Genomic DNA, 25,835 nt, shown 5'->3' on the forward strand with positions numbered 1-25,835 from the left:
CACGCCTTTTTTATGGACATGGCCTGGCGCAGACTGCCAAAGGTTAATCAATCGTTATCTTAACCCCGACGGCGCTGCATGGAAACCTATCCCCCCGGTCAATGTAAAACGTCGTTAACGGACGGCGCTTTAGTCAAGGATTCCGGCGCAAAAGCGGGTTGCTTCAGGCACAATGTGTTTTACGAGGCGCGTGTCCATCTATATATGCGCAGCTATATATCCCCAGATTAGTCTCTCACCCCGGAACCTCCTGACATGATCAACATCACTTATATCGACGCCAAAGGTACGTCCCGCACGGTTTCGGCCGAAGACCGCTCGACCGTTATGGAAACCGCGCTGAAAAATGGCGTTCCGGGGATCGATGCGGAGTGCGGCGGCGCCTGCGCCTGCGCGACTTGCCATGTCTATGTAGACGAGGCTTGGCTCGACAAGGTCGGCAAGCCCGAGCAGATGGAAGAGGACATGCTCGATTTTGCCTTCGATGTGCGCCCGAATTCGCGCCTGTCCTGTCAAATCCGCGTGACGTCTGCGCTCGATGGGCTGGTGGTGACGACGCCGGAAAAGCAGGGGTAAGCGACCAGCAGGTTTCTGCAAGTGATGCATGCATTGCATTGGAGCGGGTCACGTCATGGCCCGCCACTACTTATTAACATATACAATATGTTGAATAAAATGCTTTCCAAATATTGCCTGTTGAATTAAAACGACCTGGAAAGATCCGGTAGAGAGAGAAGCAAGGTTCGGTATGAGCGAGATTATCAAGACCGATGTCGTCATTGTCGGGGCGGGGCCGGTGGGCCTGTTCGCCGTGTTCGAATTGGGATTGCTCGATATTAAGTCCCACCTCATCGACATTCTGCCCAAGCCCGGCGGCCAATGCGCCGAGCTTTATCCCGAAAAGCCGATCTACGACATTCCTGGCTTCCCGATCGTCACCGGCCAAGGCCTCGTCGACAATCTGATGAAGCAGATCGAGCCGTTCGGCGCGACCTTCCATTACAATGAAATGGTGGAAGGTCTGGAGACGCTCGGCACGCCGGAAGCACCGCTGTTCCGCGTCAAGACCGACGGCGGCTTGGTATTCGAGTGCAAATCGGTGGTGATCGCCGCGGGCGGTGGCTCGTTCCAGCCGAAGCGCCCGCCCGTCGCCGGCATCGAAGGCTATGAAGGCACGTCGGTCCATTACGCCGTGCGCAAGATGGAGCATTTCCGCGACCGCGAGGTGCTCATCGTCGGCGGCGGCGACTCGGCCCTGGACTGGACACTCAACCTGCAGCCGATCGCCAAGCGCGTCACGCTCATGCACCGTCGCGATGACTTCCGCGCCGCGCCGCACAGCGTGAACGCCATGCGCGAATTGGTGGCCGAGGGCAAGATGGACATGAAGCTCGGCCAGATCGCGGCGCTGAAGGGCGACGGCAAGACGCTGTCCGCCGTCACGGCGAAGGGCAATGATGGCTCGGTCTTCGATATTGCCTGCGATATCATGCTGCCCTTCTTCGGCCTGACCATGAAGCTCGGGCCGATCGCCGATTGGGGCCTGAACCTGCACGAAAATCTCGTTCCCGTGGACACGGAGAAATTCGAGACCAACGCGCCCGGCATTTTTGCGGTCGGCGATATCAACACTTATCCCGGCAAGCTGAAGCTGATCCTGTCCGGCTTCCACGAAGCCGCGCTCGCCGCGCAAAAGGTGCACCGCTACGTCTATCCCGATAAGAAGCTGCTGTTCCAATACACGACCTCGTCGTCGAACCTGCAGAAGAAGCTCGGCGTGGTGTAAAAGCTCGGGCTGCCGCCCGTTTACGGGACCGCAGCTTTTTCACAGTGCAAGTGCCCGCGCCGCCGTGTCGGCGCGTACGTGAAATGCGTTTCCATCGAAGATGATCACGCCGACGTGTGCGGCGGGCAAGGAGTCTGCCAATCAGCCGCCGCGGCTGCGGAGGACTTGTGTCTTTTCCGTTGTCTGATATTTTGTGCGAATGAGCGAAATATCAGACAAGGTTGTTTCCGCAATCGGCGCGCGTATTCAGGCCGAACGCATCCGACGCGGCTGGTCCATAGCGGAACTGGCGGCGCGATCCGGCGTATCGAAGGCGATGGTCAGTGCGATCGAGCGCGGCGCGAACAGTCCGACCGCAACGCTCCTGGTGCGCATCGCCGCCTCATTCGATTTGACGCTTTCGGCCTTGATCGCCCGGGCCGAACTCGGCGCCGGCGGGCTTTTGAAATCTGAGGACCAGCCTGTGTGGCAAGATCCGGAAACCGGATATGTCCGCCGCCACCTGTCGCCGCCCTCCGATATGCCGTTGGAACTGATCAGGGTGGAATTGCCGGCCGGCGCGCGCGTTGCCTTTCCGGCCCGCGCCTATGCGTTCAACCGCCACCAGATTTGGCTGCTGTCGGGCGCGCTTGATTTTACCGAAGGCCCGGTCATTCATCACATGGCGCCGGGTGATTGCCTGACTTTGGGCGCGCCCCAGGACTGCGTTTATCACGCGCCGGGTCCCGATCCGGGGATCTATCTCGTCGCCGTGCTGCGGAGCGGCGCATGAAGCGTCCGTCCCGGACTCACAATGGCGGGCCGCCGCTTGACGACGATCACAGGCCGCCCTGGGGCAAAGGCGATGCGCACCGTTTCCTGCACTGGCAGCGCGCCTATCGCGTCGCGTGGAAGCCACCGAGCCACGATGTCGCCTTGATGCGGCTTGAGCGCGCCGAGCGCCTGGGCCTCACCTACCGGGAATATACGCTCGAAATTCTTGAACGCGGCATTCACCTACAAGCGGAAGACGCCGAGCGCGTTGCCGCGATCAAGGCCAACCGCCGCAAGAAGCGCGCGCCCTCGCAGCCCCCATAAAATCACGCAGACTTCACGTTCCTTTGTACGGCACGGCTTTGCGCTTTGCGCTAGACTGCCGCCGGAATGAAGGAGCTTTGTCGTGATCTATCCCTGGAATGAGCGCAATGGCCGTTTGTCGTGGCTGAAGCTCATCATGTTTCTGGTCGTCCTGGCGCCGGGGCTTTGGATCGCGGCACAATGGTGGCTTGGCTGGCTCATGCCGAAGCCGGTCACCGAGGCCATTCATCAATCCGGCGATTGGACCGTGCGTTTTCTCGTCCTGTCGCTGGCGATTACACCTTTGCGCAAGCTCGCCCATTGGGGCAAGCTCATTAGCGTGCGGCGGATGATCGGCGTCGGCGCGGCCGCCTATGCTTCGATTCACCTTTCACTTTACATTCTGGACCAGAATTTCGCCCTCGGCACTGTGGCGAGCGAAATCGCGCTGCGCTTTTATCTCACCATCGGCTTCACGGCCTTGTGCGGCCTATGGGCTCTTGCGGCGACCTCAACCGACGGGATGATTCGCCGCTTGGGCGCGAAGAATTGGCAGCGGCTGCACAATATCGTCTACGGCGTCGGCGTGCTGGCGATGATCCATTTCCTGCTGCAATCGAAAATCGATGTGACGCAGGCGGTGATCATGACGGGACTATTCTTCGGCTTGATGGTTTGGCGCCTTTTGGCGCGCTTCGATCTTGCCGTGCAATGGTGGCAGATGGTGCTTCTGGCGGTTGGCGCGGCCACTTTTACCGCTTTGTTCGAAGCCGCTTGGTATATCGGCCGCACTGGGAGGCCGGCGGTCGGCATCGGTTTGTTCGAATCGCAATTTGATTTCGATATTGCAATTCGTCCGGCGTGGTATGTATTTTTTGCATGGCTTGTTGTCGCCGCTGTATCCTTCGCCCGCCGTGGGGAAGCGCAAAAGAAACGGCCCCGGGCTGCGTGGGGCGCGCAGGGTCCAGGGCCGTCTAGCCGGTCGGCGCAGGAGGGGAGCCGCGCTCTCTAACCGGGATTACCGACGCAGCAGGGCGTCGCGCTGGGCAATGGTGACGCCGGCGTCATCGAGGATGCGGCGGTTCAGGCCAGCGATATATTTGCGATCCATTTCCTTGGCTGCCCAATCGCGGTAGCCTTTAGAAATTCTTAACGCAACTTTAACCATGGGACGGGTGAAGGTCATGATGTAAACTCCGAAATCTAGACAAAAGCGTCTGGCGGAGCAGTTTGGCCGTCCGTTTCTTCGCCTTTGGTCGAATTTGATGGCCGCAAAATACTGAAAATCGCTGATATGTCGAGTCATGCTTCATGATTGAACCGTTTAGGAAAACTATACGATGACGAGCCAGGGCCGGCTTCCTTCCTTAAACTCGCTGCGCGCCTTCGAAACGGTGGCTCGGGTGCTGAGTTTTTCCCGCGCGGCCGAAGAATTACACGTTACCAAGGCGGCCATCGCCCAGCAGGTGCGCATCCTCGAGGCCGAGATCGGGGCGCTCCTGGTCGAGCGCACGGGCCGCGGCTTGCGGCTGACGGAAGCGGGAATGGCTGGCCTATCCGACCTGCGCGACGGCTTCGGCCTGTTGCATCGCGCCACCCGAGCTATGCGCGAATCGTCTGGCGGGCGCATGCTGGTGATCAATTCGAGCCCGTCCTTTGCCGCAAGCTGGTTGGTTGGCCGCATCGGCCAATTCAAAAAGACTCACCCCGATTTGGACGTGCTGCTCGATACCAGCAGCGAGACGCCAGATCTGACCGGCACGGTCGACGCCGCGATTCGTTGGGGGCGCGGCGATTTTCCCGGCGCATCCCCGACGCTGCTGTTTAGCGAGCATGTCTTTCCGGTCTGTTCGCCGGCACTGCTCACCGGTGAGCACCCGATTCAAGGTCCGCAGGATCTCGTCCATCACACGCTTTTGCATCTCGAATGGAACCCCAATTTCGCCACTTGGCCCGATTGGGGCGTGTGGCTGACCGCGGCGGGCGTGCGCAATGTCGACACGTCGCACGGCGTCTGGTTCAATCAGATGTCGCTCGCGCTGCAAGCGGCAGTGCAAGGGCAGGGCGTCACCCTCTCCACCCGCGCGATTGCGGCCGATGAATTGGCGGCCGGGCGGCTCGTGACGCCATTCGATACGGAAGTGAGCACGCCCTTCGGTTATTATTTCCTGTGCCGGTCCGATCAGGTCGCTGCGCCCAAAATCGTCGCGTTCCGGGAATGGCTGATCTCGGAGGCCACGAAATCGGGCTTGGTGACACACACGGATAAGGTCTGAATGTGCGGGCGTTTTAACATCGTTTCGGCGCCGAGCCTCATGCGGGAGCATTTCGGCTATGCGGAGACGCCGAATTTTCCGCCGCGCTACAATGTGGCGCCGACCCAGCCCGTGCCGGTGGTGCGCCGCGAGCGTGATGCGGAGGGGCGTGTCGGTCGGCATTTCGTGCTGATGCGTTGGGGTTTTCTGCCGAGCTGGGTCAAGGATCCGAAGGATTTTCCGCTTCTGATCAACGCGCGCGCCGAAACGGTGACTGACAAGGCGAGCTTCCGCGCGGCGTTTCAGCGCCGCCGCTGCCTGATGATCGCGGACGGATTTTATGAGTGGCGGCGCGTCGCCGGCGCGCGTGGCAAAGCGGCGGCGACGCCGTTCCTCATTCGACGCAAGGATCGTGAGCCTTTGGCTTTGGGAGCCCTGTGGGAAAATTGGCTTGGCGCCGACGGCAGCGAAATCGAAACCTGCTGCGTGGTGACGACAGCGGCGAATGGCACGACGGCGGCCATCCACGACCGGATGCCGGTGATCCTGGCGCGTGAGGATTATGAAGCCTGGCTCAACCCCGATGTTCCGGTGTCGCAAGCGATGCAGCTGACGCATCCGGCGGCAGACGATCTGCTCGATCTCACCGAAATTTCCAGCCGCGTGAACAAAGTGGCGAATGACGATGCGGGTGTCATGGAGCCGGTGCGGAACGAGCCGCCGGAGCCGCAGCGGACCTTGTTTTGATCTTAAAATGGACAGCCTTCAAGGTTAATCCTGTTTCTTTGCAGGGCAAAAGCCGGTAGAGACAGGCGGTCCAAGAAGTATGATGCTTTTGGCTTCAGTGCTACGAAAGAAAGAAATGACCGAAGAAACCCAACGCCTTGATGTCGCGCTGGTCGCGCGCGGATTGTTTGCGAGCCGCGCCAAGGCGCAGGAGGCCATTTTGGCTGGCCTCGTCAACGTCAATGGCAAGCCGGCGGCAAAGCCGTCTGAGCAGGTCGCGCCGAGTGCCGATATTCAGGCCGAAGCGCCTTATCCCTACGTGTCGCGCGGCGGCGTGAAGCTGGCTGAAGCGTTGAACGCGTTTCATTATGTTCCGCAGGACCGTATCTGTCTCGACATCGGCGCCTCGACGGGCGGTTTTACCGATGTATTGTTGCGGCGCGGCGCGGCGAAGGTTTACGCGATCGATGTCGGTGACCGGCAATTGCACGAGACCATCGCCGCCAATCCGCGCGTCGTCTCGTTTGAAAAGACCGACGCACGCAATCTCGCCGCCACAATGTTCGAGGCGCCGCCGTCGCTGATCGTGTTCGATGTCAGCTTCATCTCGCTCAAGCTTCTGCTTGCACCCGTGTTGAAACTCGCCGCGCCGCAGGCCGATATGGTGGCGCTCATCAAGCCGCAATTCGAAGCCGGTCCGCGCTATGTGCGCAAAGGCATCGTGCGCGATCGCGAAGTGCATGCCATCGTCTGCGACGACATTGCGCGCGAGATCGAACGGTTGGGCTGGAAGACCACGAACGTGATCGTTTCGCCGATCGACGGCGGTGACGGCAATCGCGAATTTCTCATCGGCGCGTCACGCGGATGATCTCGATGCATCAACGCCTCACGGTCGAAAAGCTCGGCCATCGCGGCGAGGGGATTGCGCGCGGATCCGCCGGCGTCGTCTATGTGCCCTATGCGCTAAGCGGCGAAACGATTGTCGCGGAAGTCGATGGCGAGCGCGGACGGCTCGGCGAAATCGTCGTGCCGAGCCCAGACCGTATCGCGCCGTTCTGCCCGCATTACACGGTGTGCGGCGGCTGCGCGGTCCAGGCGCTGGCGCCTGGACCCTATGCCGAATGGAAGCGCGGCATTGTAGTCGCCGCCTTGCGCGGCGCGCGTCTCGAAGCCGAGGTCGAGCCGCTGCAGGATGCCCATGGCGTCGGCCGCCGCCGCGCGACTTTTCACGCACGCAATCGCGGGCGCGGCGTCGCTGTCGGCTTCATGCAGGCGCGGGCGCATGAGATCATCGATCTCGACGAATGCCCGATCCTCGCACCGGAGATGGGCCATGCGCTAGAAGTGGCGCATGCGATTGCTCATACATTGCGGGGGCTCGAGAAGCCGCTCGACATCAATATCACCGCGACTTTGAGCGGCCTCGACGTCGACTTGCGCGGCGCCGGCAAGATCGAGGACGGCCTGAAGAAGAAGGTGGTCGCGCTCGCCGAAACGCACGACCTTGCGCGCATTGCCAATCACGGCGACATGATCGCGCTGCGCCGTTTGCCTGTGGTCAAGATGGGGCTCGCGACGGTCGCCATTCCGCCAGGCGGATTTCTGCAAGCGACGCTCAGCGCGGAGGAATGTCTTGCCGCGCCGGTGCTCGCGGCCACCAAGGGTGTTGCGCGGGTCGCCGATTTGTTTTCCGGTGTCGGCACGTTCGCGCTGCGCCTTGCCGCGCAATGCGAAGTTCATGCTGTTGAGTTCGACGCGGCGGCGCTCAACGCATTGAGCGCCGCCCATCGCGCCACGGTCGGGTTGCGCGGCATCACGACGGAGCGGCGCAATCTGTTCGAGCGGCCGCTTCTTGCCGATGAATTAAAGCCCTATGGCGCAGTGGTTTTCGATCCGCCGCGCGCGGGTGCCGAAGCGCAGGCCAAGGCTTTGGCTGCGGGTCTAGTGCCGCTGGTGCTGGCGGTGTCGTGCAATCCGGTGACGTTTGCGCGCGACGCGAAGATCCTGGTCGACGGCGGATATAAGCTTGAACGCGTTGTGCCGGTCGATCAGTTCAAATATTCGCCGCATGTCGAAATCGTGGCGACGTTCCGGCGGCCGGCGGTGAAGAAGAAGAAAGCGAGATTGCTCGGGTAAAAAGGCGCTGGACGAGGGCCAAGCGACTGGGAGATCCCCCATTCCCTAATCGTCAGTCGCGCAAGCATTTTCGAATCTGCCTGGCCACTCGTCCCTCGTCCGCGGCGCAGGCGAACTTGGGCCTATTCAAGTTCACCTTTTGAGCGGTCAAATCGTCGGCATTCGATTTGACTGCGCGCCTCCTTCTCCCGCGCTGGCCGGTTTGCCGTGCGCGAGAAGGAAAGTCGTTGCTTCACATCGCCTCTTTTTCCGGCACGAAGAAGCCTTTGATCTTCTTGATCTTGGTCGAGAGCGAGTGGCGGTTCTGCTCGTGGTCGACGACTTTCTGGCTCGTCACCCAATTGAGCTGAATTGCGCGGCGCGGGCCGGAATGCGGCTTGTGACCGTGCCAGGAATTGTCGGCGCGGCGGAACATCAGGAGCGTGCCGCCGTTCGGCGGCACTTCGGCCACCGGATTTTCCAGGCTGTCGCCGGAGCGCAGCAGGCGCAACCGGCCGCCTTCGGCTTCCCAGCCTTCGTTCATGTAGAGAAGAACTGTGATGATCTTGGTCGTCGAATCCGTATGGATGCCACCGTCCTTTTCGCGCACGAAGCCGCGCACCGTATACATGGTGGGCTTGTCGGTCAGGTCGATGTTGAACTTGCGCTCCACCGCATGGCGGAAGTCGGGGCCATTGAGCTCGTCCATCAGGGCCTTGAAATGGCCGGAGATGGTGAGGTCGCTCGGCGGATGCGAGCCTGCGCCGGGAACTTTCGGAAAATCGGCGCTCACCGCTTTGAATTGCTCGGGCTTGATGAAATTCTCAAGGATGAGGAAATCATAAGGGTCATGCTGCAACGGTGTTGCTTCGAGCTTTTCCATTTCGAGATATGTCATAACCATTCCTAAGTCTGGTTCATGCTTGCGCGCCGGCGCGGCGGCCGGGCAGGTTCGGATGGACCAATATACAAAATTCGTGCCGTATGACAAAGCATCGATGTTCCGTATATTTTCGCAAGCTGCCGACGCCGGAAGCTGCAAAATGTAGAGATGGCGCCGTAAATTGTCGGTTGTCTGTTTCGCCGGAGCCTTGTGGCCTCGGTTGCGCCGCTTGATTCAGGGCCCGCTCTTTGTCACAGGCTTAGGGCTAACACACAACGGGAGGTGTCCATCCATGCCGGCCGCTTTTTTAGACCGTCTCGCCAGCCTGATCGGCGCCCAGCATATCGTGACCGATGCGCAGGATATGGAGCCTTATCTCGTCGAGCGGCGCGGCCTATATCATGGCAAGGCGTTGGCGATTGCGCGGCCCGCCAATACCGCGGAGGTCGCGGCTGTCGTTGCCCTGTGCCATGAGACCGACACGGCGGTCGTGCCGCAGGGTGGCAACACCGGCCTCGTCGGCGGGCAGATCCCGGACACTTCGGGGCGGCAACTGATCCTTTCGCTCGCGCGGTTACGCGAGGTGCGCGAAGTCGATCTTGCCTCCAACACGATGGTGGTGGAGGCCGGCATGACCCTTGCCGAGGTTCAGCAGGCGGCCGAAAAAGCCGGACGGCTGTTTCCGCTCTCGCTCGCCTCCGAGGGCTCGTGCACGATCGGCGGCAATCTCGCGACCAATGCGGGCGGCACGGCGGTCATTGCTTATGGCAACACGCGCGAATTGGTGCTCGGCGTCGAAGCGGTGCTGAGCGACGGGCGCGTTCTTTCGTCGCTCAGCAAGCTCAAGAAGGACAATACGGGCTACGATCTGAAGGATCTCTTCGTTGGATCCGAGGGAACGCTTGGCGTCATCACGGCCGCCGTGCTGAAATTGTTCCCGCGCCCGCAATCCATCGAGACAGCCTTCGTCGGTCTTGCAGATCCCCATCATGCCTTGAAACTCCTGCAGCTTGCGCACGAGGAGGCCGGCAACGCGATCCACACTTTCGAACTTATCCCCCGCATCGGCATCGAATACGTGCTGCGCCACGTGGCGAGCGCGCGCGACCCACTGACTGAGCCGCACAAATGGTACGTGCTGCTGGAACTCACCGCCCAGCGGCGCGACGGTGTCGCCGACACGATGAATGCCGTGCTTGAGGCCGCGCTGGAGCAGGGGATCATCGAGGACGCGGCCTTGGCAGCGTCATTGGACCAGGCAAAGCAATTCTGGGCGCTGCGCGAGGACATGTCGGAAGTGCAGCGTCTCGAAGGCGGATCTATCAAGCATGACGTGTCAGTGCCGATCGCGAGCGTGCCGGATTTTATCGACGAGGCCTCAGCCGCGGTGCTCAAGGCGGTCCCCGGCGGCCGCCTCGTGCCATTCGGTCATCTGGGCGACGGCAATATCCATTTCAATCTGTCGCAACCCGTCGGCGCCGACAAACAAGCCTTCGTTGCGCGCTGGTATGAGATCAATGCAATCGTGCATGGCGTCGTGGCACGCTATCACGGCTCGATTTCGGCCGAGCACGGCATCGGTCAATTGAAACGCGATCTTCTGCCGGCGGTCAAAGATCCGACGGCGCTCGATGTGATGCGCGCGATCAAGAAAGCCCTGGATCCCAAGGGCATTATGAATCCGGGGAAGGTCTTGTAGCGTGCCGCGCCAGCCCGAGGGGCGCGACGCGTGACCATCATCGGAGCAGGAAATCGCGGATCGCCGCCGCGATCTCGACAGCGTGGGTCTCCAGCGCGAAATGTCCGGTGTCGAAGAAGCGCACGGTTGCGTCCGGCATATCCCGCTTGAAGGCTTCGGCGCCAGCCGGCAGGAAGAATGGGTCGTTCTTGCCCCACGTCGCCAGAAAGGGCGGCCGATGGGTGCGGAAATAGGTCTGAAAAGCGGGATAAAGCGCGACGTTGCTCTTGTAATCTCCCATCAGGTCAAGCTGCACCTCGGAGGCTTCAGGTCGCGCCAGATAAAAATTGTCGAGCGAGTAGCCGTCGGGTGAGACCGCCGCTGGATCGGCAACGCCGTGGGTATATTGCATGATGGTAGTCTCGGGTTTCAGGAAGGCCTTCAGGGCCTGGCGATTGGCCTCTGAGGCATCCCGCCAATAGGCGCGGATTGGGTTCCATCCATTGCCCAAGCCTTCCTCGTAGGCGTTGCCGTTCTGGGAAATGATCGCCGTGATCCGATCCGGGTGTTTGACCGCGAGACGGAAGCCTGTCGGTGCGCCATAGTCGAAGACATAGAGGGCGTAACGGTCGAACCCGATAATCTCGGTGAAGCGGTCGATCGTCGCCGCCATCCGGTCGAACGTGTAGCCGCTCCCAGGCATGTCGGACTTGCCGAAGCCCGGCAGGTCCGGGGCAACGATATGAAAATGGTCTGCCAACAGGGGGATGAGGTCGCGAAACATGTGGCCCGCGCTCGGAAATCCATGCAGCAGCAACAGTTTAGGAGCGCTTTGCGCGCCTGCTTCGCGATAAAAAATGTTGAAACCGTCCACGTTGGCAGTGCGATAGCTGATCGAGGTCATGTTGCGTCTCCTTTTTAACTTTTTGGTGATCACTAGACAGGTTATGGCCGCGAGGCGGCAGAAGGTTGTCGGCCGCACGTAGAAGAGCAAGGCGCGGCAAAGCGTTGAGCATTCTCATCGCTCGCCGCGGTTGCCCGGATGAAGGCGGGGCTCAGCCTGTGACGGCGTCGCCGATTGCGTCCCGTATAATGTCGACGACAATTGCTGGAGCGGTCACAAGAGGCGTGTGATCAACCGGGTGCGAGCGCGTGCGCGCTTTCATCCGCTTGGCCATGAAGTGCTGATTGCCAGCGGCGATCATGCGATCGTGCTCCGCCACCAGGAACCAAGCTGGGCGATCCTTCCACAGGGGACGCTCCATCGCGACCGTGATGCAAGCTGGTGATATCGGCCGCTGCACGGCAGCAAGCACCGCAAGCTCATCGGCACTTGCGTGCTGCGCGAATGCCGCACCGAACGCCTTGTGTGGCAGATAGATCAGTCCATGCTCGTCCGGTGCCAGCTTGGGAGCTTGCGGGTGAGGCTCGCCACGATAGAAGACATCGGCGACCGTTTCGCCTTCGTCCGGGGCCAGCGCCGCAATATAAACCAATTCCTTAATCTTTTCGTCTCGGACTGCGGCGATGACTGCGCCGGCATAGGCATGGCCAACGAGAACGACCGGCCCCGCCACGCGCTCCAGCGTACGATGGAGCGCGGCGACATCGTCCGCGAAAGACGTGAGTGGCAAGGGAGCGGCAACGACCGTGATGCCGCCTCTGGCAAGGCGCTCTATCACCTTGGCCCAACTCGACCCATCCGCCCACGCTCCATGAACGAGGACGACACTCGTGCGGCTCGATGACATCGGCGCTCTCCTATGAAGTTGGCTGAAAGGTGTAACCCATTTATTGTCTTTAATCAGGTTACTCATTCGAAGCGTAACTTGTCAATAGCTTTTGGAGAGGTTATTTGTTGCCGATGGTTCTGCGGGTCGCCGATATACGGATGGCGCTGCGACCAGAACAGGAGTTGTGATGACGAGCCGCCCTCCCGCGATCTTTGTCGGCGATGCGCCGGGCCTGGATTTTCTGAATTCGATCGCCACGCCGGTCGACACCGCAATCGACTGGATCGAAGACGGAGAGGGGCTGGTGAATTGGCTGGAGCAGGCGCGGCTCGTGCCCTCCGACGCGCTTACCGCCATTCGGGCGCAGGCGCTTCCCGGAGAACTCGACAGGGTGGCGGACCAGGCAAGAAGCCTGCGCGAATGGTTCAGGGGCTTTGTCGGAAAGCACAAGGGGCGACCGCTCGCGGGAAATGTTTTGGACGAATTGAAACCCCTGAATCGCCTGCTTGAACGCGACGAAGCTTTCAATCGGATTGCAAAGCGGAACGCAGACGGAAAGGCTTCGCTCGAGCTTCAAACCACGCGCAAGTGGCGCTCGCCTGAGGCGCTGCTGCTCCCGATCGGCGAGACATTGGCTCGTTTCGTGTGCACCGAGGATTTCTCGAACGTGAAGGCTTGCGAAGGCGTCGCCTGCACGCTTCTATTTGCCGATCACACGCGCGGCCACAGGCGGCGGTGGTGCAGCATGGCTCTGTGCGGGAATCGCGCCAAGCAGACCGCCCATCGGGAGCGCCTCAAGGGGCGTTAATGACAGCGTAAAATGCCGCCTCCGCTCCACCCGACTTTCCTTTTTCCGACGTCGCCGTCGCGCAATCTATCGAAGGCCCTTTGCGTGATCATGCTGCGCCTGCATGACAATGCAATCACCCCACGTCGAGCGGCTCCGTTCCCTTCGGTTTGCCATCCGGGCCGAGCGTGATCTTCTCGATTCGCATTTCGGCGCTTTTCAGCAATTGGTCGCAATGTTTCTTCAGGGCCTCGCCGCGCTCGTAGGCGGTGATCGACTCCTCAAGCGGAATATCGCCGCGCTCGAGGCGCGAGACGATGCTTTCGAGTTCCGCCATGGCCTGTTCGAATTTCAGGCTGGCGATGTCATTGGCGGGCTTTGCGGTCATGGGAGTTCCGATTTTAAGATTCGGCGCCCCTTATATCACTATTTTCCGGCTCAGGCCTTTTTCCACGGCCTGACGCCGGAGACGTCCCAGTTCCCCGCCTTGTCTCGGCAGCCAAGTCCTTGCAATTGCTGCTCTGTTTCCGGCGTTGTGACGTCGGCGATGAAGGCGCGGCAGATCTTGTCGTCGCGCGGGTAGGCGAGGGCGACCGGCGTGAACGAGCCCTTCACCTTGCTTTCCGGGTTGTCCCAATGCACCGCGGCGCCGTTCCCTTGCGGGTCGAGGGCTACGCTCATCGCCGCATAGGCGCGGCGCCAGTCCTCCTCGTTCAGGACATGGCTCAACGGTGAGGCCGGTTTTTGAATGGAGCCCGTTACGTCGTCTTTGTCCTCGGAAGAAAACCCGGCAACCGGAATCGAAACAGAACAGCTGACTAAACAAGCGCAAAAGCCGAGCCCGGCCAGTAATTTGGCCGCTCGGCGCGCCGCGACGGCGCGTATCGCAGGAGAAAATACCTGTGCGGTCAATGGAGCAATCCTATATACTTCACCCGCGTGTCCTTCAGCGCGCGGGCGACGTTACACAACGGTAAGGATTAGACCTTGAACGAGTTAAAGAGCGGTGACTTTACCGAGGTGCAGAACCCCTTTGATCTGTTCGAATCCTGGTTTGCCGAGGCCAGACTCAGCGAACCGAACGATCCGGAAGCGATGGCTTTGGCGACAGCCGGCATTGATGGCCTGCCCGACGTGCGCATGGTGCTGTTGAAGGCGCATGATTCGCAAGGGTTTGTTTTTTATACAAATTCCGAAAGTGCCAAAGGCCATGAATTGGCCGAGAACATGCAGGCCGCATTGCTGTTCCATTGGAAGAGCTTGCGCCGCCAGGTGCGGGTGCGCGGCATTGTGGAAAAAGTAACCACATCCGAATCTGACGCTTACTTTGAGAGTCGCCCGCGCGATTCACGGATCGGTGCCTGGGCCAGCCAGCAATCGCGGCCGCTCGAGAGCCGTTTCGCTCTGGAAAAGGCGGTGGCGAAATATGCCGCCAAATATGCAATTGGCGCCGTGCCGCGGCCGGAATACTGGATTGGGTACCGCGTGAAGCCGCTCTACCTTGAATTCTGGAAGAACGGTGCCTTCCGCCTCCATGATCGGGCGGCTTTCCGCCGCGAGACGATCGACGCGCCATGGCAGAAAAGCCGGCTTTATCCGTGAGCGATCGTGTCTATCCCACCCGCCCGTTTCTCGCCGTCAGCGTCGCGGTGTTCAGGGACGGAAAAGTGCTGCTGGCGCGGCGGGTCAAGGCGCCGGGCGACGGCCTCTTTTCGCTCCCGGGCGGCGGTGTCGAGCTTGGCGAGAATATGGAAGCTGCGGCCTTGCGGGAACTTGCGGAAGAGACCGGCGTGAGCGCCAGGATCCTCGGCTTCAACACCCATGTCGAGGCGATCCATCGCGATCCCGAGGGCAAGGTGCAAGGGCACTTCGTCGTCGCGTCCTACGTCGCCGCATGGCAGACGGGCGAGGGCACCCCCGGCCCGGAAGCCAGCGAAATTCTCTGGGCCGACCCCAATGCTCTGCGCGGCCTGCCGATGACCAAAGGGTTGCCGGACGTCGTCCGGACGGCGGCCAGGATCGCTAGGGAGAGCCTATGACGGCGGCGAGGAGGCACACGACGCTGAGCCCAATACCGCCCCGTTTGGGCTGGAGGCGCGCGGCATCATTCGGCCTTGCCGTTGCTTTGGTATTGGCGTCCGCCTCTGCCTTCCCGCAATCGAAATCCGCACCCAAACCGCCGCCACCCCCACCGCCACCGCAAGAGGAAGCGCCGCCGCCCTATGAGCCGCAATTGCTCCGGCTGTCCGAACTCATGGGCTCGCTGAGCTATTTGGGCGATTTGTGCGGCCGTAAGGACGGCACCGATTGGCGGAATCGCATGAGCGATCTCATTGCCAAGGAAGCGCGCAGCGACCTTCGCAAACAGCGCCTGGCTGGCGCCTACAATCGCGGCTATCGCGATCTTGAGATCATCTATCATTCCTGCACCCCGGCCGCGCAGCTCTTGATGGCCCGCTATCTGGACGAAGGCGAGAAACTGGTGCAGGAATTGACGAGCAAGTTCAGCGGTTAATCGAAGGTCGATCCGGGTGAATCGACATCGATGCCTTCCTTGGCGCCGCGCAATTGATCGTAAACGACGGCCGCGAGCACGTTGCCGATGACGCCGATGATGTCCGATCCGAAAAGATTGACCCAGAAAATCAGCTCGGGCGCGACTCTGTAGACAAGCTCCGCCAGCGCGACGAAGGCCAGGACGACGGGAATGAGCACGCCGAAAAAGGCGAGAAAAATCTGCCAGCGATAGCCCTCGGAAAGGGCCGAAGCGCGCGAAAGGCTCGAAAAGATACCTTTCTTTTCCATGACGGCGACGGGCACGGAGACTTGGAAGCGGATGATCACGTAGCAGGCTGCTGCTGCCGCCGCCAAACCCAGGATGACCACTAGCCCTGTGCTGTCGCGGCTAAAGGCCGCGATGATGGCCGGAATGGCGCAAAGAAAGACCAGGATGCCGATCGCGACGGAAACGCCCAGGACGCTTGCGAACCTGCTGCCCGTCCGCTGCAGCGCATCGCGCCAGACGAAGAGTTTGCCGCGCAAGGCCTGCACCGCGCCGAAAGTCACGATGCAGCCGACGATGGTCGAAACGAATACCTCCAGCCACACCCCCGACTTTGCCATGGAAGGTGAAATCCCCGCCAAAATGTCGAGGGGCGCATGGGCGACAACGGCGGTCAAAATGAAGGGAACGAACAGGGCAAGGGTCGTTTTGGCCGTCAGCGAGAAGATGGTGCTCACGCGGAACTCACCGAAGCCGCCGCCGAACCGGTTGTCAGGAAACCCGTTGCTCATGGAACTATCGGCGAATTTGTGTGCATGCATAATAAGTATAGAAGCGTGCCAGGCGCAGCAACATCGCTGCGTCTTCCTCCTGCCGATTTGCTGGGCCAAGAACCTGCGCGCAAAGTTAACCTTTCCTAAAGATCTCACTCGCCCGGTCGGGTAAGAATCGCTAAGCTCGCGTCGTAATGATGAATTTGACCTTTACCTACGATCAGTCCGATTCTGCTGCAGCCGACGAGAGGCGCGCCGCATTGGCCTATGTCACCGAGGCATTCGCCGAGGCGATCATGGACGGCATCGAAAGCGATTGCTTCGCACAGGCCGCCTTGTTCACCGCGCTGCAGGAATTGGTGCAGACCTATGGCGAGGAGGCCGTCGCGACCTTCGCCGAGCGCCTGCCGGAGCGGGTGCGGCACGGCGAATTTTCGGTGGCACTGCGACAGTGAATGTAAGGGTTCGGCTTAGACGGCCGGTGCCAAGCTTTCCCTTGCTGGATTGATGCCCTAATCTTCACCCATGGTGAAGCCCGCAAAGTCAGACGCGCCGGTGATCTCGGCGCCACTGTCCGACCTCTCCCGCCTGCCTCCGCTCGTTGCCGATATGCGCCGCCGCATTTTGGAAGCGGCCGCCTCGGGCGATATCGAACGCCTGCGCAGCCCGATCGATCGCAATGAAATCAGGCCGATCCTGGAGCCGCGCGGCACCCATCCGCCAGGCCTAGATCCGATCGAGTTGCTGAAGCTGCGGTCCTTCGACGGTAAGGGGCTGGAGATACTGGGCTTGCTCACCGCCGTTTTCGAAGCGCCCTATGTGCAGCAGAGAATCGGCGCCTTCGTCTCCTACGTCTGGCCGTCCTACGTGCTGCGACCCATCCTGCCGCCCACCTTGGAGGACACGCGCCGCATGTGGCGGTGCGTCCGCTTCGTCGATGCGGGCAAGACCGACGCGCAAGGCTTTCCGCTCATGCAGCGCGGCGGCATCGGCGATGACGGCACATGGCATTATTTCTGGGGCGGGGAGGGCAATTGAAGGGCTGGCGGAATGACCGCCTCTTCTCCAAGCGCTTTACAACGCCTCGCCGAATCTGACCGCCTCACCTTGGGCCGGGGTCACTAATTCGCCCTGCCACATCACTTTCGCGCCACGGACGAACGTGCCGACGGGCCAGCCGGTCACCGTGCGGCCGTCATAAGGTGTCCAGCCGCAGCGCGAGGCGATCCAAGCATCCGTGATGGTTTCGCGCCGCTTCAGGTCAACGACGGTAAAATCAGCGTCATAGCCGACTGCGATCCGTCCTTTGTTGGTGATGCCGAAGAGCCGGGCAGGGCCGGCGCTGCTGAGATCGACGAAGCGCGCAAGCGTCAGCCGGCCGGCGTTCACGTGATCGAGCATGATTGGCACCAAGGTCTGCACGCCGGTCATGCCCGAGGGGCTTTGCGGGTAGGGCTTGGCCTTTTCCTCGAGCGTGTGCGGCGCGTGATCCGAGCCGAGCACGTCGGCGACACCCTGGCGCAAGCCCCACCAGACGCCATCGCGGTGGCCTGCCTCGCGCACCGGCGGGTTCATCTGCAATTTGGTGCCGAGTGTCACGTAATCGGCGGCGGTGAGGGTGAGGTGATGGGGCGTGACCTCGCATGAGGCCACATCCTTGTGATCTTTCAGGAACTGCATCTCCTCGGCGGTGGAGATGTGCAGCACATGGATGCGGGCCCGCTGGTCGTGAGCGATTTTGACCAGCCGTTGCGTGCATTGCAGCGCGGCGATCACATCGCGCCAGATATGGTGCGAGGTTGGGTCGTTTTCGCGGCGCAGAGCTTTGCGCTCCTCGAGCCGGTATTCGTCCTCGGAATGGAAGGCGGCGCGGCGGCGCGTCGCGCCGAGGATTGCGGCGACACCGGCATCGTCGGCGACCAGCAGCGAGCCGGTGGACGAGCCCATGAACACTTTGATTCCCGCCGCGCCGGGCAGCCGCTCAAGCTCCGGAATGTGCTTCACATTGTCATGGGTGCCGCCGACCCAGAATGCGAAATCGCAGTGCATGCGGTGATGCCCGCGCTTGACTTTGTCGGCGAGGGTCTCGGCCGAGGTGGTCAGCGGATTGGTGTTCGGCATCTCGAAGACCGCGGTGACGCCGCCCATGACCGCCGCGCGGGAGCCGGTCTCCAGATCTTCCTTGTGGGTCGCGCCCGGCTCGCGGAAATGGACTTGGCTGTCGATCACGCCGGGCAAAATATGCAGGCCCTTGGCGTCGACGGTCTCGCCGGCCGAGGCGCGGGTCAGATCGCCGATCTCGGCAATCCGGCCGTCGATGACGCCGATGTCGCGCACCCCTTCGCCATCCTGATTGACCACCGTGCCGCCTTTGAGGATGAGATCGAATGTGCGCATACGGGCTCCGATGGTGGGTCATTCCTCCAGTTCGCGAGCAACGAGGAGGAAAGCTGCCTCTTTCTGAATGACAATTCGCTCTATATACGCTCTAGCCAAGCCTCGCCATGCCGGAGTTTCGAATGCCCACAGCCCTTCTTTCCGACCGCGGTGTGGTCCGCGTCAGCGGTGCCGACGCACGCGGGTTCCTGCAAGGGCTGCTGACTTGCGATATGGATAAAATTTCCAAAGACTCAATGTCTTATGGGGCATTGCTAACGCCGCAAGGCAAGATTTTGTTCGATTTTCTTGTGGCTGAACGAGAAGGCGGTTTCTGGCTGGATTGCCCGCGCGAACTGGCGGCTGACCTCACCAGGCGGCTAACCTTCTATAAATTGCGCGCGAAAGTCGTCATCGAGGACATGAGCGCGTCACACGCGGTGCTGGCCCACTGGGGCGAGGCCGCAGGCGGGCTTGTCGACGGCCGCCACCTCGATCTTGGTACGCGCGAAATCGTCGCTGCGGGTACGGCCGGTGGAGATGCCTTGGCTTACGAAGCGCACCGCATCGCCCTCGGCATCCCGAAAGGCGGGGTGGATTTTGCCTATGGCGAGACCTTCCCGCACGACGCCGATCTCGACCTGCTGCACGGCGTCGACTTCAAAAAGGGCTGTTATGTCGGCCAAGAGGTCGTCTCGCGCGTCGAGCATCGCGGCACCGCTCGCAAGCGGATTCTGCCCGTGCGTTTCGAGGGCGGAGCGCCAGCCGTCGGCACCGAGATCCGGGCCGGGGAGCAGGCGATTGGCACGATGGGATCGAGTGCCGATGGGCACGGTCTTGCCAGTTTCCGGGTTGACAGGCTGCAGGAGGCGCAAGAGGCTGGCGCCAAAGTGATGGCTGCGGCGACGGAGCTGCAGCCGCTGCAGCTTAATCGCGCCGCTGCCGCGACGGTCCAATAGATCATGACCAAGAAGCCCGTTCGCCCCGAAGTGAAAAATCCCGCCCGGCCCCTCGAGCCGATTCTGTATCCCGACGGCAAGACGCGCTGCCCCTGGCCGGGGAGCGACCCGCTTTACGTCGCCTATCACGACACCGAATGGGGCGTGCCGGAATGGGAGTCGCGCGCCTTATTCGAAAAACTGCTGCTCGACGGTTTCCAGGCCGGCCTGTCCTGGATCACGATTCTGCGCAAGCGCGACGCATTCCGCACCGCGTTCGACGGGTTCGATCCCGAGCGCATCGCCCGCTATACGCAGAAAAAGCTCGAGCGCCTGATGCAAAACGAGGGAATCGTCCGCAATCGCGCTAAGATCGAATCCTCGATTACCAGTGCGCGCGCTTATTTGGAGCTGGAAGAAAAGATTGGATTTTCCAGTTACTTATGGGGATTTGTTGATGGCCGCCCGCAACAGAACGGCTTTCGAAAAATCACGGAGGTGCCGGCGCAAACTGCCGTGAGCGAGAAAATCTCCAAGGACTTGAAAGCTCGCGGCTTTAATTTCGTCGGCCCGACCATCGTGTATGCCTTCATGCAGGCCTGCGGGCTGGTGAACGATCATCTCGTGGGCTGCTTCCGCTACGAAGAATGCGCCGCCCTGGCAAAGGGTCGCTAAAATGAAAAACGATCGGGCGCCGCGCGCGTGGCAGCGCATGTTGTCCGGCCGCCGGCTCGATCTGCTCGATCCGTCGCCTTTCGATGTGGAGATCGAGGACATCGCCCACGGATTAGCCAGGGTCGCACGCTGGAACGGGCAGACGATTGGGCCGCATATCTTTTCGGTTGCCCAGCATTCGTTGCTTGTGGAGCGGATTTTAACCGCCGCCCATCCGGATTTGCCTGCCTCCATCCGGCTCGCCGCTCTGCTGCACGACGCGCCGGAATATGTCGTGGGTGACCTCATTTCGCCGTTCAAGGCGGTGTTGGGGGATGCTTACAAGGCGATCGAATTGCGCATCCTGACGGCGGTGCATCTGCGGTTCTCCCTGCCGGCGATATTGCCGGAGGCGACGAGCGCCAAAATCAAGGAGGCGGACAGGGCGGCAGCCTTCATCGAGGCGGTGCGGCTGGCCGGCTTTTCGGTGGCCGAGGCGGAAACCTTCTTCGGCCGACCGCATATCAAGGTGCGTGGTCTCGATGGGCTGTTGCTGCCGCAATCCTCGGATGCGGCTGAGGCGGCGTTCATGCAGCACTTCCGGGCAGTGGAAGCGCAGATGGGATGACGCGCCGCATTGCCCTCTAGATTCTTGTTCGAGCGATCTCATGTCCATCATCCATGTCTGCCCCCTTTCCAAAATCGGCATGATCGCCCCCGCGGTCGGCGCCCGGTCGCTGGTCACGTTTCTGAACGTCGGGACTCCGGTCACGCGCCCGGCCTGCATTGCGCCTGAACGGCACCTCATCGTCGGTCTCTCCGACATCGTCGCACCTCTGGACGGTCACGTGCTGCCACACGATGGCCATGTCCGACAGTTCTTGCATTTCATGGAGGCTTGGGACGGGGCAGATCCGGTCCTGATTCATTGTTACGCGGGCGTCAGCCGCTCGACCGCGGCGGCCTTTATCGCCGCCTGCGCCCTGCGGCCGGACCAGTCGGAGCAGGATTACGCACTGCGGGTGCGTGCGCTGTCGCCTACCGCAACGCCGAATCTGCGCCTCGTCGCCATCGCCGACGATTTGCTCGGCCGGAACGGCCGGATGGTCGATGCGGTCAAGGCGATCGGCCGCGGGGTGGAATGTTTCGAAGGCGTGCCCTTTGGCCTTGAGATCGGGCCGGGCAAAGAAAAGCCGGCCAGGTTGTCCTAGCCGGCGGCAAATCCCGAAAGACGAGAAGATGGCTTACATGTGGTGATGGTGGTGCATCATGTGATGATGGTGGTGGTGATGATGCATGATCACCATGTGATGATGATGGTGGTGACGCACCACGATACGCGCCGCCTCCGCGCTCGACGCAAGGCCGATGAACGCGATCAGAGCGGCGCCAGCCAGGATGATCTTCTTCAACATGGGCATCTCCCAGAAATAACCTAATTGGCGGCGTGCGCCTGAGCGGCACCAGCCGGGCAACTGTGCTAGCACCGGCCTTCCGGCGCGACAAGGCGCAAAATGGACCAAATTGGGGCGGTCGGCTATTCACTTTCCCGCGAGGGGAAATTCATTAAAACCTTGCATGCCGGACGCAACGTGCCCAAATACAGAACAGAATTCAATAACGTACCTGTTGCCGCTGAATTCCCGTTTGGGAGCGCGTCACTGGGACGTGAGCAGGACAGGTTTTTAGAACATGCGTGACCCTTATGACGTTCTGGGTGTGCCGAAATCCGCCGCGGCGGCGGAGATCAAGAAGGCGTTTCGGCGGCTCGCCAAGACTTATCATCCGGATCAGAACAAGTCGGACCCCAAAGCCAAGGAAAAGTTTGCCGAAGTGAACGCGGCCTATGAAATCCTGGGCGATGAGAAGAAGCGGGGTCAGTTCGACCGTGGCGAGATCGATGCTGAAGGCAAGCCGCGCTTTCAGGGCTTCCCTGGCGGCGGCTTCGGCGGCGGCCCGCGGCCGGGCGGGCCGCAGGGCTTCGAATTCGATTTCGGCGGCGGCCGGGTCGGGCCGGGCTTCGATGCGGGCGATATTTTTGCCGATCTGTTCGGCGGAGGCGCGGCGTCGCGGACCCGCGGCCGCCGAGCGGCACCGGCCGGCGAGGATATTCCGCTGACCGCGAGCATTAGCCTCGCCGAATCGGTCAACGGCACGAAAACGCGCGTGGTTTTACCGACCGGTAAGACGCTGGAAGTGCCAATTCCGGCTGGGATCGAAGATGGCAAACAGTTGCGTCTGAAGGGCCAGGGGCAGCCTTCGCCGCTCGGCGGACCGGCCGGCGATGCGATCGTGACCGTGCATATCGCCAAACATCCGTATTTCCGGGTCGATGGCAGCGATTTGCGGCTCGACCTCCCGATCACCCTCTATGAGGCGGTGCTGGGTGGCAAAGTGACGGTGCCGACCCTCACCGGCGCCGTCGAACTCGGCGTGCCGGCCGGCTCCAATGGTGGGCGAACCCTGCGCCTGCGGGGCAAGGGTCTGCCCAAAGCCGGCGGCGCGGGCGATTTGCTCGTCACCCTGCGAATCATCTTGCCGGACGAAGCCGACCCCGATCTGCAGGCGCTTATGCGGCAATGGCAGGAGAAAAAGTCTTACGATCCACGTCACGACTTGAAATGAACCGTGATTGGCGGCATGGGGTAGGGCCTGATAAGCGGGTAAGCAGCCGAACTGGCGCTCGGCGGCAGGGGCCTTGGCTCTCCATTAAGGCTTGGGTAAAGGAAAGCCGCTAACCTTCAGCGTATCACGATCATGCAGGACGCGCGTTTCAAGATGACGACAGTGGAAAATTCGGCGGTGCCCGCTTACGGGCAAGGAGTGCTCACCGGTAAGCGCGGTCTCGTGATGGGCGTTGCCAATAACCGCTCGATCGCCTGGGGCATCGCCAAGGCGGCGCGTGATGCCGGCGCGGAACTCGCCTTCACCTACCAGGGCGAGGCCTTGGAAAAGCGGGTGCGTCCGCTTGCGGAGGAGCTTGGCGCCCACGTGGTCGGCCATTGCGATGTGACCGATGGCGCTTCGATCGACGCGGTTTTCGCCGAGGTCGAAAAATTGTGGGGCAAGCTCGACTTCCTCGTGCATTGCATCGCCTTCGCCGACAAGAACGAGTTGACCGGCCGTTACATTGATACGAGCGAAGCCAATTTCACCAATTCCATGCTGATCTCGTGCTATTCGTTCACGGCGGTCGCGCAGCGCGCCGAGAAGCTGATGAGCGATGGCGGCTCGATGCTGACCTTGACCTATTACGGGGCCGAAAAATGGATGCCGCATTACAATGTCATGGGCGTCGCCAAAGCGGCTTTGGAAGCCTCGGTGCGCTATCTCGCGGCCGACTTGGGCGAAAAGGCGATCCGCGTCAACGCGATTTCCGCCGGCACGATCAAGACGCTCGCTGCTTCCGGCATTGGCGATTTCCGCTACATCTTGCGCTGGAACGAATATAATGCCCCGCTGCGCCGCACCGTGACGATCGAAGAGGTCGGCGAAAGCGCCGTCTATCTGCTCTCGCCCATGGCGCGCGGTGTCACCGGCGAGATCCTGCATGTCGATGCCGGCTACCATGTGGTCGGCATGAAGAATCCCTCGGCGCCCGACATTACCGTCGGCGCCAAGGACTAATAGCGGCGTCGACGCATCCGGAGCGGTAACAGGCGCTGTTTGCTGCACGGAGCAGATTGCCCCGCGCGAATCCCTTTGTCTCTCGCATGCCCTTTCCCCTCCCTCACCGCCTCATCTTCATGCGCCACGGCGAGACCGACTGGAATCGCGAGGGGCGGTTGCAGGGCCAGCGCGATGTGCCGCTGAATGCGCGGGGACGCGATCAGGCACGCGGCGTCGGGGCAGACTTGCGGCAACTTGTCGGTGATGGCCGTCAAGTCGATTTCATTGCCTCGCCGCTCGAGCGCACCCGCGAGACGATGGAACTGGCGCGTCACTCGGCCGGGTTCTTGCCGGCCGATACCTATGCAATGGACGATCGCCTGAAGGAGATCTCGTTCGGCGACTGGGAGGGCACGACCTGGGACGAACTCGCGGCACGCGATCCCGCCCGCGTGCGCGAGCGCAAACGCGACAAATGGGGCTACGTGCCGCCGGGTGGCGAGAGCTACGCCATGTTGGCCGAGCGAGTTCGCCCCTGGCTCGAGAGTCTTTCCGGAGACACGGTCACGGTTGCACATGGCGGCGTCGCCCGCGCGCTCATGGTGCTTCTGGCCGACACGGAGCCTGTGCAGGCCATGCGGGAACTGATTCACCAGGGGCGGATCTTGTTGTTCGAAGGCGGCGCGTTCCGCTGGGTGTGACCCCCTCCGGGGTGATGCTCTATTCCGCTGGCTCGTCGAGCGCAACTTGCGCCGACCTCGCGGGCCTGATGGCCAGGGCAATCATCCCGATGGACAGCATGGCGAGGAGCAGGGGCACGAAAGCCACACGCAGGCCCCCGTAACCGGCGATGCCGCCGATGATCGGCGGGCCGACCAGGAACCCGGCGTAGCCGATGGTGGCCGCCATCGAAATGCCGAGCGCCGGCGTCGAGCCGAGGGTGGCGCTCATGCTGAAGACGGCTGGGATCATATTGGCAAGACCGAGGCCGACCAGGCAGAAACCGGCAAGCGCGAGGGGCAGGCCGTCGGCGCTCAGGGCCGCGAGAATGCCGGCCGCAGCCATGATCGCACCGAACTGGATGGCTCGCGCCCGGCCAAGACTCCGCACCACATAATCGCCTGATAAACGGCCAACCACCATCGCTCCGGAATAAACCGCAAATCCGGACGCGGCCGCACCCGGCGAGGCGGCGATGATGCTCATCAGATAGACGCCGCTCCAATCCGCCATCGCGCCTTCCACCAGCATGGTGAACAGGGCGACGACGCATAGGCCGATCAGCGGGCGCTCGGGCCAGGCGAAATGGCGCTCCTGCTGATCCTTCTCGCCAGGGCCGATGGGCGGAAGTGAAGCTGCAACGACGCCGAGCACGATGAGACCGGCAATCAGCAGGGTCCACGGCAGTTGCACCCCAAGGTTCGTCAGCATGCCGCCGATGGTAGCGCCGGCGAGTCCCCCGAGACTCCAGCACGCATGAAAAGACGACATGATCGCTGCGCCCCAGCGCGTCTCCACTTGCGCCGCATGCGCATTCATCGGTACGTCCATAAGACTGACGAAGAGACCCAAAAAGACCACGAGCACGGCGAGGCTCACAAGATCGGGCATGAATCCGGGCAGCGTGATCAACAGTGCGAAGAATACGGAACTATAGCGCAACGCCCGGCCGCTGCCGTTCAAACGATTGATGAACAAGGTTGAAAAGGGCATGGCCGCGACGGCGCCGATCGACATGGCGAGCAGAGCGAAACTCAATTCGGTATCGGTGAGAGCGAGATGGCGCTTGAGCTGCGGAATCGCAGTCGCCCAACTGCCCATGCCAAAGCCATTCGCAAAGAAAAGACCTGCGGTGCCAAGCCGGGCGTAAAGCAGGGACGGAGCGCGGGAGGACGACATCGATAGCTCGCGATCAATTAAGGGCTGATGTTTTGGGGCATGGGGCAAGGGTCGCTCGCTC

34 protein-coding genes are annotated in these 25,835 nt (G+C 61.5%); 24 read left to right on the forward strand and 10 right to left on the reverse strand.

The features are described 5' to 3' along the window. Positions 1 to 255 precede the first annotated feature (255 nt). The 5 genes from V9T28_RS07255 to V9T28_RS07275 all read left to right on the forward strand — a co-directional run bounded on the left by V9T28_RS07255 (position 256) and on the right by V9T28_RS07275 (position 3,854). On the forward strand, positions 256 to 576 hold the full coding sequence (locus tag V9T28_RS07255; RefSeq protein ID WP_116398351.1) for a 2Fe-2S iron-sulfur cluster-binding protein: 321 nt from the start codon (positions 256 to 258) through the stop codon (positions 574 to 576). Between the two features lie 172 nt (positions 577 to 748). Then, positions 749 to 1,786, forward strand: a complete 1,038-nt coding sequence (locus V9T28_RS07260; RefSeq protein ID WP_116398352.1) for an NAD(P)/FAD-dependent oxidoreductase — start codon at positions 749 to 751, stop codon at positions 1,784 to 1,786. Positions 1,787 to 1,985: 199 nt separating this feature from the next. Beyond that, on the forward strand, positions 1,986 to 2,558 hold the full coding sequence (locus V9T28_RS07265; protein ID WP_116398353.1) for a helix-turn-helix domain-containing protein: 573 nt from the start codon (positions 1,986 to 1,988) through the stop codon (positions 2,556 to 2,558). Beyond that, positions 2,555 to 2,863 (forward strand): hypothetical protein, encoded by a 309-nt coding sequence (locus V9T28_RS07270; RefSeq protein WP_116398354.1) that lies wholly within the window; start codon positions 2,555 to 2,557, stop codon positions 2,861 to 2,863. The genes V9T28_RS07265 and V9T28_RS07270 overlap by 4 nt, the downstream gene beginning before the upstream one ends. An 82-nt stretch (positions 2,864 to 2,945) precedes the next feature. Then, the gene (locus tag V9T28_RS07275; RefSeq protein WP_116398355.1) at positions 2,946 to 3,854 is read left to right on the forward strand and encodes a sulfite oxidase heme-binding subunit YedZ; all 909 of its coding nucleotides are present in this window, start codon (positions 2,946 to 2,948) and stop codon (positions 3,852 to 3,854) included. Positions 3,855 to 3,860: 6 nt separating this feature from the next. Here V9T28_RS07275 and V9T28_RS07280 read toward each other — a convergent pair whose 3' ends face one another. Then, positions 3,861 to 4,028: a hypothetical protein gene (locus V9T28_RS07280; protein ID WP_158554653.1), complete on the reverse strand. Its 168-nt coding sequence runs from the start codon at positions 4,026 to 4,028 to the stop codon at positions 3,861 to 3,863. A gap of 154 nt (positions 4,029 to 4,182) precedes the next feature. On the opposite strand from V9T28_RS07280, the gene gcvA reads away from it, so the two are divergent. The 4 genes from gcvA (at position 4,183) to V9T28_RS07300 (ending at position 7,962) form a co-directional block, all read left to right on the forward strand. Next, positions 4,183 to 5,118 carry a transcriptional regulator GcvA gene (gcvA, locus tag V9T28_RS07285; RefSeq protein WP_116398356.1) on the forward strand — a complete coding sequence of 312 codons (936 nt, stop codon included), beginning with the start codon at positions 4,183 to 4,185 and terminating at the stop codon, positions 5,116 to 5,118. Next, a complete protein-coding gene (locus tag V9T28_RS07290) occupies positions 5,119 to 5,844 on the forward strand; it encodes an SOS response-associated peptidase (RefSeq protein WP_116398357.1) in 726 nt (241 codons plus the stop codon). 115 nt (positions 5,845 to 5,959) lie between these two features. Next, complete coding sequence (locus V9T28_RS07295) at positions 5,960 to 6,694, forward strand: TlyA family RNA methyltransferase (protein ID WP_116398358.1); 735 nt, start codon at positions 5,960 to 5,962, stop codon at positions 6,692 to 6,694. A gap of 5 nt (positions 6,695 to 6,699) precedes the next feature. Then, entirely contained in the window at positions 6,700 to 7,962 is a 1,263-nt protein-coding gene (locus tag V9T28_RS07300) for a class I SAM-dependent RNA methyltransferase (protein ID WP_116399741.1), read from the forward strand. A 232-nt stretch (positions 7,963 to 8,194) separates the two neighbouring features. Here V9T28_RS07300 and V9T28_RS07305 read toward each other — a convergent pair whose 3' ends face one another. Continuing rightward, the gene (locus V9T28_RS07305) at positions 8,195 to 8,839 is read right to left on the reverse strand and encodes a 2OG-Fe(II) oxygenase family protein (RefSeq protein WP_158554654.1); all 645 of its coding nucleotides are present in this window, start codon (positions 8,837 to 8,839) and stop codon (positions 8,195 to 8,197) included. Between the two features lie 277 nt (positions 8,840 to 9,116). Here V9T28_RS07305 and V9T28_RS07310 point away from each other — a divergent pair, with 277 nt between their 5' ends. Continuing rightward, a complete protein-coding gene (locus V9T28_RS07310) occupies positions 9,117 to 10,523 on the forward strand; it encodes an FAD-binding oxidoreductase (RefSeq protein WP_116398360.1) in 1,407 nt (468 codons plus the stop codon). Positions 10,524 to 10,560: 37 nt separating this feature from the next. On the opposite strand, the gene V9T28_RS07315 is transcribed toward V9T28_RS07310, so the two are convergent. Both V9T28_RS07315 and V9T28_RS07320 read right to left on the reverse strand, forming a co-directional pair. After that, positions 10,561 to 11,406, reverse strand: coding sequence for an alpha/beta fold hydrolase (locus V9T28_RS07315; RefSeq protein WP_116398361.1), 846 nt, complete (start codon positions 11,404 to 11,406; stop codon positions 10,561 to 10,563). A 151-nt stretch (positions 11,407 to 11,557) separates the two neighbouring features. Beyond that, positions 11,558 to 12,253 (reverse strand): alpha/beta fold hydrolase, encoded by a 696-nt coding sequence (locus V9T28_RS07320; protein WP_116398362.1) that lies wholly within the window; start codon positions 12,251 to 12,253, stop codon positions 11,558 to 11,560. A 169-nt stretch (positions 12,254 to 12,422) separates the two neighbouring features. Between V9T28_RS07320 and V9T28_RS07325 the strand changes: the two genes are divergently transcribed. Continuing rightward, complete coding sequence (locus V9T28_RS07325; RefSeq protein ID WP_116398363.1) at positions 12,423 to 13,043, forward strand: CGNR zinc finger domain-containing protein; 621 nt, start codon at positions 12,423 to 12,425, stop codon at positions 13,041 to 13,043. Positions 13,044 to 13,158: 115 nt separating this feature from the next. On the opposite strand, the gene V9T28_RS07330 is transcribed toward V9T28_RS07325, so the two are convergent. Together V9T28_RS07330 and V9T28_RS07335 are read right to left on the reverse strand one after the other, a co-directional pair. After that, positions 13,159 to 13,410, reverse strand: coding sequence for an exodeoxyribonuclease VII small subunit (locus V9T28_RS07330; protein WP_116398364.1), 252 nt, complete (start codon positions 13,408 to 13,410; stop codon positions 13,159 to 13,161). 50 nt (positions 13,411 to 13,460) lie between these two features. Then, on the reverse strand, positions 13,461 to 13,934 hold the full coding sequence (locus tag V9T28_RS07335) for an RT0821/Lpp0805 family surface protein (RefSeq protein WP_245423793.1): 474 nt from the start codon (positions 13,932 to 13,934) through the stop codon (positions 13,461 to 13,463). Positions 13,935 to 14,009: 75 nt separating this feature from the next. On the opposite strand from V9T28_RS07335, the gene pdxH reads away from it, so the two are divergent. The 3 genes from pdxH to V9T28_RS07350 all read left to right on the forward strand — a co-directional run bounded on the left by pdxH (position 14,010) and on the right by V9T28_RS07350 (position 15,537). Beyond that, entirely contained in the window at positions 14,010 to 14,624 is a 615-nt protein-coding gene (pdxH, locus tag V9T28_RS07340) for a pyridoxamine 5'-phosphate oxidase (protein WP_116398366.1), read from the forward strand. Further along, positions 14,621 to 15,061, forward strand: a complete 441-nt coding sequence (locus V9T28_RS07345; protein ID WP_245423795.1) for an NUDIX hydrolase — start codon at positions 14,621 to 14,623, stop codon at positions 15,059 to 15,061. The genes pdxH and V9T28_RS07345 overlap by 4 nt, the downstream gene beginning before the upstream one ends. A 92-nt stretch (positions 15,062 to 15,153) precedes the next feature. Further along, positions 15,154 to 15,537 (forward strand): TIGR02301 family protein, encoded by a 384-nt coding sequence (locus V9T28_RS07350; protein WP_245423797.1) that lies wholly within the window; start codon positions 15,154 to 15,156, stop codon positions 15,535 to 15,537. Here V9T28_RS07350 and V9T28_RS07355 read toward each other — a convergent pair. After that, positions 15,534 to 16,316: a hypothetical protein gene (locus V9T28_RS07355; RefSeq protein ID WP_147306356.1), complete on the reverse strand. Its 783-nt coding sequence runs from the start codon at positions 16,314 to 16,316 to the stop codon at positions 15,534 to 15,536. The genes V9T28_RS07350 and V9T28_RS07355 overlap by 4 nt on opposite strands. Positions 16,317 to 16,492: 176 nt before the next feature. On the opposite strand from V9T28_RS07355, the gene V9T28_RS07360 reads away from it, so the two are divergent. Together V9T28_RS07360 and V9T28_RS07365 are read left to right on the forward strand one after the other, a co-directional pair. After that, entirely contained in the window at positions 16,493 to 16,753 is a 261-nt protein-coding gene (locus tag V9T28_RS07360; protein ID WP_445242154.1) for a hypothetical protein, read from the forward strand. A gap of 70 nt (positions 16,754 to 16,823) precedes the next feature. Continuing rightward, positions 16,824 to 17,336, forward strand: a complete 513-nt coding sequence (locus tag V9T28_RS07365) for a hypothetical protein (protein WP_116398370.1) — start codon at positions 16,824 to 16,826, stop codon at positions 17,334 to 17,336. 36 nt (positions 17,337 to 17,372) lie between these two features. Here the strand turns inward: V9T28_RS07365 and V9T28_RS07370 are convergent, their stop codons facing one another. Next, positions 17,373 to 18,695, reverse strand: a complete 1,323-nt coding sequence (locus tag V9T28_RS07370; protein WP_116398371.1) for a dihydroorotase — start codon at positions 18,693 to 18,695, stop codon at positions 17,373 to 17,375. A gap of 122 nt (positions 18,696 to 18,817) precedes the next feature. Between V9T28_RS07370 and ygfZ the strand changes: the two genes are divergently transcribed. The 4 genes from ygfZ to V9T28_RS07390 are packed head-to-tail and all read left to right on the forward strand — an operon-like array spanning position 18,818 to position 21,477. Then, the gene (gene ygfZ, locus V9T28_RS07375) at positions 18,818 to 19,633 is read left to right on the forward strand and encodes a CAF17-like 4Fe-4S cluster assembly/insertion protein YgfZ (RefSeq protein WP_116398372.1); all 816 of its coding nucleotides are present in this window, start codon (positions 18,818 to 18,820) and stop codon (positions 19,631 to 19,633) included. 3 nt (positions 19,634 to 19,636) lie between these two features. Further along, the gene (locus tag V9T28_RS07380; protein ID WP_116398373.1) at positions 19,637 to 20,287 is read left to right on the forward strand and encodes a DNA-3-methyladenine glycosylase I; all 651 of its coding nucleotides are present in this window, start codon (positions 19,637 to 19,639) and stop codon (positions 20,285 to 20,287) included. A 1-nt stretch (position 20,288) separates the two neighbouring features. Next, the gene (locus tag V9T28_RS07385) at positions 20,289 to 20,894 is read left to right on the forward strand and encodes an HD family hydrolase (protein WP_116398374.1); all 606 of its coding nucleotides are present in this window, start codon (positions 20,289 to 20,291) and stop codon (positions 20,892 to 20,894) included. Between the two features lie 40 nt (positions 20,895 to 20,934). Continuing rightward, complete coding sequence (locus V9T28_RS07390; protein WP_116398375.1) at positions 20,935 to 21,477, forward strand: tyrosine phosphatase family protein; 543 nt, start codon at positions 20,935 to 20,937, stop codon at positions 21,475 to 21,477. 33 nt (positions 21,478 to 21,510) lie between these two features. Here the strand turns inward: V9T28_RS07390 and V9T28_RS07395 are convergent, their stop codons facing one another. Then, entirely contained in the window at positions 21,511 to 21,681 is a 171-nt protein-coding gene (locus V9T28_RS07395; RefSeq protein WP_158554655.1) for a hypothetical protein, read from the reverse strand. A 99-nt stretch (positions 21,682 to 21,780) separates the two neighbouring features. On the opposite strand from V9T28_RS07395, the gene V9T28_RS07400 reads away from it, so the two are divergent. From V9T28_RS07400 to V9T28_RS07415, 4 genes are all read left to right on the forward strand, one after another. Continuing rightward, positions 21,781 to 21,966 (forward strand): hypothetical protein, encoded by a 186-nt coding sequence (locus V9T28_RS07400; protein WP_147306357.1) that lies wholly within the window; start codon positions 21,781 to 21,783, stop codon positions 21,964 to 21,966. Further along, entirely contained in the window at positions 21,959 to 22,891 is a 933-nt protein-coding gene (locus V9T28_RS07405) for a DnaJ C-terminal domain-containing protein (RefSeq protein WP_116398376.1), read from the forward strand. Before V9T28_RS07400 ends, V9T28_RS07405 begins: the two co-directional genes overlap by 8 nt. 153 nt (positions 22,892 to 23,044) lie before the next feature. Beyond that, positions 23,045 to 23,893 (forward strand): enoyl-ACP reductase FabI, encoded by an 849-nt coding sequence (gene fabI / locus V9T28_RS07410; protein ID WP_116399743.1) that lies wholly within the window; start codon positions 23,045 to 23,047, stop codon positions 23,891 to 23,893. 86 nt (positions 23,894 to 23,979) lie between these two features. After that, the gene (locus V9T28_RS07415; RefSeq protein WP_116398377.1) at positions 23,980 to 24,576 is read left to right on the forward strand and encodes a histidine phosphatase family protein; all 597 of its coding nucleotides are present in this window, start codon (positions 23,980 to 23,982) and stop codon (positions 24,574 to 24,576) included. A 19-nt stretch (positions 24,577 to 24,595) separates the two neighbouring features. Here the strand turns inward: V9T28_RS07415 and V9T28_RS07420 are convergent, their stop codons facing one another. Further along, positions 24,596 to 25,774 (reverse strand): MFS transporter, encoded by a 1,179-nt coding sequence (locus V9T28_RS07420; protein ID WP_116398378.1) that lies wholly within the window; start codon positions 25,772 to 25,774, stop codon positions 24,596 to 24,598. Positions 25,775 to 25,835: the final 61 nt, after the last annotated feature.

It is taken from the genome of Methylovirgula sp. 4M-Z18 (assembly GCF_037890675.1).
Taxonomy (GTDB): domain Bacteria; phylum Pseudomonadota; class Alphaproteobacteria; order Rhizobiales; family Beijerinckiaceae; genus 4M-Z18.

Bases quoted from the DNA above. Each gene is read 5' to 3' on its own strand.
- V9T28_RS07255 (WP_116398351.1), top strand. From the start codon at position 256: ATGATCAACATCACTTATATCGACGCCAAAGGTACGTCCCGCACGGTT.
- V9T28_RS07260 (WP_116398352.1), top strand. From the start codon at position 749: ATGAGCGAGATTATCAAGACCGATGTCGTCATTGTCGGGGCGGGGCCG.
- V9T28_RS07265 (WP_116398353.1), top strand. From the start codon at position 1,986: ATGAGCGAAATATCAGACAAGGTTGTTTCCGCAATCGGCGCGCGTATT.
- V9T28_RS07270 (WP_116398354.1), top strand. From the start codon at position 2,555: ATGAAGCGTCCGTCCCGGACTCACAATGGCGGGCCGCCGCTTGACGAC.
- V9T28_RS07280 (WP_158554653.1), bottom strand. From the start codon at position 4,028: ATGACCTTCACCCGTCCCATGGTTAAAGTTGCGTTAAGAATTTCTAAA.
- gcvA (WP_116398356.1), top strand. From the start codon at position 4,183: ATGACGAGCCAGGGCCGGCTTCCTTCCTTAAACTCGCTGCGCGCCTTC.
- V9T28_RS07290 (WP_116398357.1), top strand. From the start codon at position 5,119: ATGTGCGGGCGTTTTAACATCGTTTCGGCGCCGAGCCTCATGCGGGAG.
- V9T28_RS07295 (WP_116398358.1), top strand. From the start codon at position 5,960: ATGACCGAAGAAACCCAACGCCTTGATGTCGCGCTGGTCGCGCGCGGA.
- V9T28_RS07300 (WP_116399741.1), top strand. From the start codon at position 6,700: ATGCATCAACGCCTCACGGTCGAAAAGCTCGGCCATCGCGGCGAGGGG.
- V9T28_RS07305 (WP_158554654.1), bottom strand. From the start codon at position 8,839: ATGACATATCTCGAAATGGAAAAGCTCGAAGCAACACCGTTGCAGCAT.
- V9T28_RS07310 (WP_116398360.1), top strand. From the start codon at position 9,117: ATGCCGGCCGCTTTTTTAGACCGTCTCGCCAGCCTGATCGGCGCCCAG.
- V9T28_RS07315 (WP_116398361.1), bottom strand. From the start codon at position 11,406: ATGACCTCGATCAGCTATCGCACTGCCAACGTGGACGGTTTCAACATT.
- V9T28_RS07320 (WP_116398362.1), bottom strand. From the start codon at position 12,253: ATGTCATCGAGCCGCACGAGTGTCGTCCTCGTTCATGGAGCGTGGGCG.
- V9T28_RS07325 (WP_116398363.1), top strand. From the start codon at position 12,423: ATGACGAGCCGCCCTCCCGCGATCTTTGTCGGCGATGCGCCGGGCCTG.
- V9T28_RS07330 (WP_116398364.1), bottom strand. From the start codon at position 13,410: ATGACCGCAAAGCCCGCCAATGACATCGCCAGCCTGAAATTCGAACAG.
- V9T28_RS07355 (WP_147306356.1), bottom strand. From the start codon at position 16,316: ATGAGCAACGGGTTTCCTGACAACCGGTTCGGCGGCGGCTTCGGTGAG.
- V9T28_RS07360 (WP_445242154.1), top strand. From the start codon at position 16,493: ATGATGAATTTGACCTTTACCTACGATCAGTCCGATTCTGCTGCAGCC.
- V9T28_RS07365 (WP_116398370.1), top strand. From the start codon at position 16,824: ATGGTGAAGCCCGCAAAGTCAGACGCGCCGGTGATCTCGGCGCCACTG.
- V9T28_RS07370 (WP_116398371.1), bottom strand. From the start codon at position 18,695: ATGCGCACATTCGATCTCATCCTCAAAGGCGGCACGGTGGTCAATCAG.
- ygfZ (WP_116398372.1), top strand. From the start codon at position 18,818: ATGCCCACAGCCCTTCTTTCCGACCGCGGTGTGGTCCGCGTCAGCGGT.
- V9T28_RS07380 (WP_116398373.1), top strand. From the start codon at position 19,637: ATGACCAAGAAGCCCGTTCGCCCCGAAGTGAAAAATCCCGCCCGGCCC.
- V9T28_RS07385 (WP_116398374.1), top strand. From the start codon at position 20,289: ATGAAAAACGATCGGGCGCCGCGCGCGTGGCAGCGCATGTTGTCCGGC.
- V9T28_RS07390 (WP_116398375.1), top strand. From the start codon at position 20,935: ATGTCCATCATCCATGTCTGCCCCCTTTCCAAAATCGGCATGATCGCC.
- V9T28_RS07395 (WP_158554655.1), bottom strand. From the start codon at position 21,681: ATGTTGAAGAAGATCATCCTGGCTGGCGCCGCTCTGATCGCGTTCATC.
- V9T28_RS07400 (WP_147306357.1), top strand. From the start codon at position 21,781: ATGGACCAAATTGGGGCGGTCGGCTATTCACTTTCCCGCGAGGGGAAA.
- V9T28_RS07405 (WP_116398376.1), top strand. From the start codon at position 21,959: ATGCGTGACCCTTATGACGTTCTGGGTGTGCCGAAATCCGCCGCGGCG.
- fabI (WP_116399743.1), top strand. From the start codon at position 23,045: ATGACGACAGTGGAAAATTCGGCGGTGCCCGCTTACGGGCAAGGAGTG.
- V9T28_RS07415 (WP_116398377.1), top strand. From the start codon at position 23,980: ATGCCCTTTCCCCTCCCTCACCGCCTCATCTTCATGCGCCACGGCGAG.
- V9T28_RS07420 (WP_116398378.1), bottom strand. From the start codon at position 25,774: ATGTCGTCCTCCCGCGCTCCGTCCCTGCTTTACGCCCGGCTTGGCACC.